We start from the raw sequence: 6,909 nt of genomic DNA, 5'->3' as shown, positions 1-6,909 counted from the left end.
CTCCCGCTGGGAGCACCGCCGCACCGACGGCTCGGGCGTCGCCGACGTCGTCGGCCGCGTCCTGGCGGCGGAGCCGCCCACCCGTCTGGTGATCACCTTCGAGGCCGAGGAGGAGGCGGACGCGGCCTCGGTCGTCACCTTCCTGATCGAGCCCCACCAGGACATCGTCCGGCTCACCGTCACCCACGAGAACCTCCCCGACACGAAGGCGCAGGACGCGGTCTCCCACGGCTGGCCGGCCGTCATGGCCAACCTCAAGTCCTTGCTGGAGACCGGCGAGGTGCTGCCCCAGCAGCCGTGGGAGATGGCCCCGAGCAGCTGACGCCTTTCACGTCACGCCTTGCTGTGCCGAAGGTCTCACGGGCAGAAGTCCGGTGCCCGGTCCCAGGACGCGGGGCGGACCGTATGTTGGAACGCATGTCCGAGATACGGTTCGCGCCGCTGGCGCGGCTCACCGACGCGTACGGCGCGCGCCTCGCGGAGTTCGCGTTCGAGCCCGGGTTCGTCGCGGCCGTGGACCAGCACGTGGCCGAGCTGCGCGAGCGGCTGCGGGGCCCGTGGTCCGAGCTGGAGGCCGACGCGCCGGACCCTGAGGACCTCTCCGACTACGCGCTGGGCTTCCTGGACGCGCTGGAGGAGATCGGCTGGCAGGAGCCGGTCGGCCACGACTACGCCGTGTGCCGGCTCACCGCCGTCTGCTGGCTGGTGCGCGAGCACCGGCTGCTGGAGCCGGACGCGCACTGACCCGCGCGCAACGACCCGCGCGCACCGACCCGCGTGCACCGACCCGGGGGCGGCGTCGGGCCGTCGGCGCTGACGGTCAGTCGGAGGGCCACTCGCCCGGATGGTCGGCCCAGTGGACGACGTCGGGCGCGTCGGGGGAGAGGTCGGGGCGCTCGCGACGCAGCACCTCCTCGAACTGCCGCCGACTGGAGCAGGCCACCACGACCGGGGTGGTGCCCGGCCGCACGATGCGGACCTGACGGCTGTGCGCCTTCGGCTCCAGCGCGCCGACCTCGACGGAGTGGGCCGGGCTCGCGTGCGGCGGTCCCGCGTCTGCCTGAGTCATGCGTCCAGCTTCCGTCGCCCCGCCCGTTCGCGCACGCCGTCGCCGCCGGTCAGGTCTCGAGGTCGGCGTGCGGCTCCGTGGCGGCGCGCGGGAGGGTGAACCGCGCGGGCGCGTACCTGCGTTGGTGCCGCTCCCGGAACGCGTGGCCGAGATGCTGCCGCAGCCGCAGGTGCCGGAACTGGTAGACCGCCTCGGTCTGACGCAGCACGCCCCGCCGGTAGGCGTCGTCCAGGAACGCGGTCGTGTCCCACGGCAGCCGGCCGGTGAGCGGGAGCCAGAGCCGGGACAGGACCAGCCACTGGCCCCACGCGGTGAAGGAGAGCGCGAACGAGCACGCGCCGCCCAGCCCGCCAGGCCGCGGCCGTCCTCGACCTCGCGGCCCGTGTCGAGGACCTGCTCAACCGCTGACGGCCCGACAGCCACAGGGGCAGAGAAGGCGTATAAACGGGATGCCGCCGGGCCCTCGCCTGCCCCACGATGGGTGCGGCCCACGCCCGCCCGACCCCATCGACCGAGGAACCTTCATGCGCAAGATCCCCACGCTGTTCCGACGCGACCCCGACGACCGCGCCCGCGTCCTTCCCGAGACCAACCCCGCCTGCCAGTGGGTCTTCGACGGGGAGGGAGTCGCGACGAGGAAGTTCGACGGCACCTGCGTCATGCTCGACGAGCAGGGCGAGTGGTGGGCGCGACGCGAGGTGAAGCCCGGCAAGACCCCGCCGCCGAACTACGTGCCGGTCGAGACGGACCAGGCGACGGGCAAGACGATGGGCTGGGAGCCCGTCGGGCAGTCCGCGTTCGCGAAGTTCCACGCGGAGGCCGTGGCGAACACGGCGCTGCCGGAGGGCGTCACCGGTACCTTCGAGCTCGTCGGCCCGAAGATCAACGGCAACCCGGAGCGTGCGGAGGGGCACCGGCTCGTCCGGCACGCCACGGCCCTGCCGGTGGACGTGCCCGAGCTGACCTTCGACGGGATCCGCGCCGCCGTGCTCGCCCTCGCGGCCGCGGACGGCTGCGAGGGCGTCGTCTGGCACCACCCGGACGGCGTCCGCTTCGCCAAGATCAAGGCCCGCGACTTCCCGGCGTAGGGTCTGCCGAGAGCACTGAACGAACCCGAACGGCCCTGAACGGCCCTGAAGGGATGCGGATCGCCGTGACTCGCCCTGAAGGGCCCTGCGACTCCCCAGCACCCCGGAGGACGACGGCTGCGCCGCCGTCCTCCGCTTCGCCACCTGAGGCGAACCCGTCAGCGCGGCGGGCCCGCTGGTGTCACCTTGCGGTGCCGGAGTTGGAGTTGATGACGTCCTGGATCAGCCCGGCGCCGGGGAAGTCGGCGTAGACGATTCCGTAGCGGTGGTGTGTGCCGGACGCTGCGTCCATCTTCCGCATGGCCAGGACGTTCACACCCTGGAAGGCGACGGAGCAGGTGCCCCAGAAGCAGTTCACGCTGGGGTACTCCGGGATGCAACTGGAGGACCCGCCACAGGTGTTGATGATGCCGCGGGTCCAGCCGGTGAGCAGGTTGGGCGCGCCGGTCCCCGGGCTGGAGTGGCCGCTGGCGACGAAGTACGGGAACGACCCGCCCGAGCCGCTCAGGTAGTTGACGTACGTCTCGGTGGCCGGTCCGGAACCGGCCGCGTCCAGCTGTGCTGAGACGCTGTGCCACTTGTTGGCCAGGTCCCAGTTGGTGGACAGGGTGTAGTTGTCCTGGACCGACCAGTCGCTGTTCGCGTAGGGGATGCCCTCACGGTAGGGCGAGGAGAAGTCCTGCAGCACGACGATCCTGCCTCGGATGTCGCCCAACTGCGGGTCGTCGCTGGTGCCGCGGTAGACGCGCGGGTCCGCGGCGAGGTAGCCGTGCACCTGGTCGGCGAAGTCGGTGACGGTCTGCTCCTCCTTGACCCGCATCAGGATGGTCTCGGTGGGGTGCGCCTGGAGGAAGGCGTCGGCGGTGGCGAGGACGTCGTTCTGGAAGTCCTGCCCCTGCCGGGCGATGCCGTGGTAGAGCTCCAGGCGACCGGAGGACTCGCCAAGCCGGATGTCCCAGGCTCGAATCCCGGAGTTCAACTGCGTTGCCAGGTTCATCGACTGCGTGAAGGCGATGTCCCCGCCGAAGACGGAGGCGCCGCTGTCGTGGGTGCCGGGCACCGACAGCTCGCTCAGCAGCGTCGAGTCGGGCAGACGGCCCATCCAGTCGGTGGCCGTCAGCCCGATGCTGCCATCGTGGGAGTATCCCGGAGTCTGGTCGGCCAGGGCCGGCGTGGCCACGGCCCCCGCCAGGCAGGTCAGCGCGGCCGCCAGAAGCGCCGCACGTGAGGCAACGCGCCGAGCTCTGATCACGTGGTGCTCCCTCGGGTCGGTTCGGCAGGTCAACACCCGTTTTCCAAACGGAAGTTACCGTGCCGTAGGGGCGGTGGACGACGCGTATCCTCCCAGGGGACCCGACTGCTGGGCAATGGGTCGGAGACGAGGCGCGGGTGGAGACACGGCCTCGATCGCCGGTGTCGCAGACGAGTTTCCGTAGTTTCCCGGATGCGCGGCGCGCGAGTGCTCCGTGATGATCATTGGCGGTGATCACCGAAGGCCGCACGTGAGGAGAGGGACATGCCGCGTTACTCCACTGCTCTCGGCGCGCTCGCGCTGGTTCTCGAGCCTCGGGAGGTCCGGTGACGAGGCGGGCGGAGGTGTGGCCGGCGTCGTTCGCGGACGCGCCGCGCGCCCGCGTGCCGGCGCACGCGCTCGCCGTGCTGGTGCTTTTCGCGGTCTGCTGCCTGAGCTTCCTCGGCTGGTACTGGGCCGACGACCCGCAGGTCGGCCAGGAGCGGGAGGGACTCGTCGCGTTCTGTGCGCTGCTCCTGACGCCGCCGGTGCTGCTGATGGGCGCGACCCTGGCCGCGGCCCGGCAGGGTCTGCGCGGGCCGCGGTTCTGGATCCTCGGCGGCGTCGCCTGGACGGTTTCAGCGGCGGCCTGCCCGCTGGTGCTGCTCGAGACCGCAGCGGCCGACGACAACGACTACTGCACCGCCGAGCTGCCGCAGCACCCGCTCTGGTCCGGCGTCGTGCCGGCCGCCTTCGCCGCCGCCCTGGCGGGCGGCCTCCTCGCCGCCTGGCTCACCGCGGTCGTCCGCGGGCACCGGGCCGGGCCGCTCACGCGGTATGCCGTGTGGCTGTCGGCGACCGCGCTCGTCCTGGCGGTCACCCTGGCGCCGCTGCTCCACGCCGCCCAGACCTGCGGGCCGGCGGGCGCGGGCTGACCCCGAGCCGGTCTGCCACGCACTCCTCGTCGAAAGGAAGTCGGACATGCAGGTGGACTGGGCGAGCGGCTTCCTGGCGGACCGCAGACTGCTGCATTCGCTGACCGGTCACGACGGGCCGGTCACGGCGGTGGCGACGGTCCATGTCGACGGCCGGCCGGTCGCCGTGACGGGCAGCAGGGACAAGACACTTCGCTTCTGGGACCTGACGACGGGCTGCGGGCTCCATGAGCCGGTGATCGGCCGCACCGACCCGGTGTCGTCGACGACGGCGGAGGTCCTGTCGGTGACGACGGCGGCGGTGGGCCGGCGCGTGGTCGCCTTCACGCTGAACACCGACGGAACGGTGCTGGTTTTCGACGTGGGCACCGGCCGTGGGGTCGGCGAGTTCGTGCAGATCGTGGACAGCATGACGGTGGACGGCCGCCGCGTCGTCCTCACTGTCGGAGCGGATCGCACGATGCGTTCATGGGATCTGGTCGGCGGCCTCCAGCTCGCCGAGTTCGCCGATGTGAGCGAGCTGGCGATCCTGAACGGGCGCCGTGTCGTCACCTCCGAGGCGGACGGAGCGCTTCGGGTCCGGGATGTGCTGACGGGCCATGAGGTCGGAGAGTCCCTGGAGCTCGTGAGCGCCGGATCGTTCGGTGGTCGCTCCCTCGCCCTGATCGACCTGGCCCAGGTGGTGGCCGTGACGGTGGAGAACGGACGGATCGTCGCCGTCGCCGTCGACACGGGGGAGACCACGCTCCTTGCGGATCCGGCCACCGGCCGCACGCTCGGCACGCCGGTCCGGGGGTGGGATACCGCCGTGATCGACGGGCGTCCCGTCGCCTTCACGGCCGACGCGGGACACCGCCTGCGGATCTGGGATCTGGCAGCGGGCCGCCAGGAGCCGGACGGCACACGCAGGGTCGAGACGATCGTGCCGAGCGGTCAGCCTGCCACCTTCGAGTGCGGCCAGGATGCGGAAGCACCCCTCTGGGAGTCGCTCACAGGTCGTTCGGACAGCCGATCGCAGCTCGTCGGCGCCGGCCCGGGCGAGGCGAGGGTCGCCGCCGAGATCGTGCGGACGGACGAGCAAACGGTCACCCTCACCGCCGAGGACGACGGGACGGTGCGCGTCTGCTCTTCGGCCACGGGCCTGCCGGTCGGCGCGGCGCTGACCGGTCACACCGACCGCGTCTGGGCCATCGCCACCGTCATCGCCGGCTCCAGGTCCGGCCGTCAGTCGCTCGCCGTCACCGTGGGCCTCGACCGGACGGTGCGCGTGTGGGACGTGGCAGCCGGGCGGCAGCTCGGCGCGCCGCTGGCCGGCCACATCGGTCAGGTGTGGGACGTCGCCACCACGGTCGTGAACGGTTGCCCGGTCGCCGTCACCGCGGGCGCGGACCACACCGTCAGGACCTGGGATCTCACGGTCACTCAGCCGGTCGCCCAGGCGCCGTCCTGGCACACCGGCCCGGTGTCGGCGCTGGCCACCGGGGTCCTCGCAGGCCGTCCCTTCGCGGTGACGGCAGGCGTCGACCGAACCCTGCGGCTCTGGGACCTCGCCGGCGACGGGCAGCCCGTCACGGCCCTCACCGGCTTCGCGGGCGAGGTCTCCGCGATCGCCACCGCGGTCGTGGACGGGCTGCCGGTCGTGGTCACCGCGGGTTCGGACGCCACGGTCCAGGTCCGGTCCTTGGCGGACGCCCGGCAGGTCGGCGATCCCTGGCCGACCAACCACGGCAGGGTGCTGGCCATGACCGCCGCCGTGGTGGACACCCGGCCCGTCGCCGTCACGGCCGGAGCCGACCGGACCGCACGTACGTGGGACCTCTCGACCGGCCGCCAGATCGGAGAGCCGCTCTCCGGTCACTCCAGCCGAATCCTGGCCGTGGCCACCACCGTGCTGGAGCAACGGCCCGTCGCGGTCACGGGCGGCTGGGACAGGACGGTGCGCGTGTGGGACCTCGCCACCGGCCACCAGGTCGGCGAACCCCTTGTCGGCCACACCGACTGGGTGACCGCGGTGGCGGCCACCGTGGTGGACGGGAAGTCCCTCGCGGTCACCAGGAGTCGCGACGACACCGTGCGCCTGTGGGATCTCGGCACCGGAAGACAGCTCGGCGGCGCCCGGGCCGATCACGAGGGATCCGGCCGCACGCTGGCCGTCCTCACCGCCCCCGCACGGCCGCTGGCGGCTGTCGCCCAGGACCGTACGGTCCAGCTCTGGGACCCGGCCACCGCACGCGAACCGGAGGCCGCGTACGTCTTCCCCCACCCGGTGACGGCTCTCGCCGGCACGCCGGGCGGAGCGCTCGTTGTCGCCTTCGGCCCCGAACTCGCCCTGCTCAGTCCACGCTGACTCGGAAGGCGACTGCTTGCTGCTCGGCAAGCTCCCAACCGGGCGGGTTGAGCGGCATCGGGGCGTTCGGTTCGGCAGGGTCAGACCGGCTGATACCCCAGAGGGTATTTGGCAATACCCCCATAGGTATGCCTATCCTCGGTGTCAGCGATACCCAAGGGGGTATCCATCCGACTCTTCGAGGAGATGGCATGAGCGTGGTCGACGTCGGGCCTCCGCGCCCGGGCGCGGTGCCGGCG

The 6,909-nt window shown here is 72.2% G+C and carries 8 protein-coding genes; 5 read left to right on the top strand and 3 right to left on the bottom strand.

The window, feature by feature from the left end; translation table 11 throughout:
• Positions 1-322 (top strand): SRPBCC domain-containing protein (locus tag TR49_RS16390; RefSeq protein WP_042382424.1); only part of this gene is annotated, 322 nt, incomplete at its 5' end.
• A gap of 95 nt (positions 323-417) precedes the next feature.
• A complete protein-coding gene (locus TR49_RS16385; protein ID WP_042382603.1) occupies positions 418-744 on the top strand; it encodes a DUF6401 family natural product biosynthesis protein in 327 nt (108 codons plus the stop codon).
• Between the two features lie 76 nt (positions 745-820).
• Here TR49_RS16385 and TR49_RS16380 read toward each other — a convergent pair whose 3' ends face one another.
• Positions 821-1,069, bottom strand: coding sequence for a hypothetical protein (locus tag TR49_RS16380; RefSeq protein WP_042382422.1), 249 nt, complete (start codon positions 1,067-1,069; stop codon positions 821-823).
• A gap of 49 nt (positions 1,070-1,118) precedes the next feature.
• Positions 1,119-1,277, bottom strand: coding sequence for a hypothetical protein (locus TR49_RS46720; protein ID WP_369405315.1), 159 nt, complete (start codon positions 1,275-1,277; stop codon positions 1,119-1,121).
• A gap of 316 nt (positions 1,278-1,593) precedes the next feature.
• Here TR49_RS46720 and TR49_RS16375 point away from each other — a divergent pair, with 316 nt between their 5' ends.
• On the top strand, positions 1,594-2,157 hold the full coding sequence (locus TR49_RS16375) for a hypothetical protein (RefSeq protein WP_042382420.1): 564 nt from the start codon (positions 1,594-1,596) through the stop codon (positions 2,155-2,157).
• A 181-nt stretch (positions 2,158-2,338) separates the two neighbouring features.
• Here TR49_RS16375 and TR49_RS16370 read toward each other — a convergent pair whose 3' ends face one another.
• Positions 2,339-3,409 carry a phosphatidylinositol-specific phospholipase C gene (locus TR49_RS16370; RefSeq protein ID WP_052434358.1) on the bottom strand — a complete coding sequence of 357 codons (1,071 nt, stop codon included), beginning with the start codon at positions 3,407-3,409 and terminating at the stop codon, positions 2,339-2,341.
• Between the two features lie 326 nt (positions 3,410-3,735).
• Here TR49_RS16370 and TR49_RS16365 point away from each other — a divergent pair, with 326 nt between their 5' ends.
• Entirely contained in the window at positions 3,736-4,323 is a 588-nt protein-coding gene (locus TR49_RS16365; protein WP_152627304.1) for a hypothetical protein, read from the top strand.
• 46 nt (positions 4,324-4,369) lie between these two features.
• A complete protein-coding gene (locus tag TR49_RS16360) occupies positions 4,370-6,670 on the top strand; it encodes a WD40 repeat domain-containing protein (RefSeq protein WP_042382418.1) in 2,301 nt (766 codons plus the stop codon).
• Positions 6,671-6,909 lie beyond the last annotated feature (239 nt).

The organism is Streptacidiphilus melanogenes (assembly GCF_000787835.1).
Taxonomy (GTDB): domain Bacteria; phylum Actinomycetota; class Actinomycetes; order Streptomycetales; family Streptomycetaceae; genus Streptacidiphilus; species Streptacidiphilus melanogenes.
Note: the sequence above shows the minus strand (reverse complement) of the source record. Positions and strands in the feature narration are given on the sequence as shown.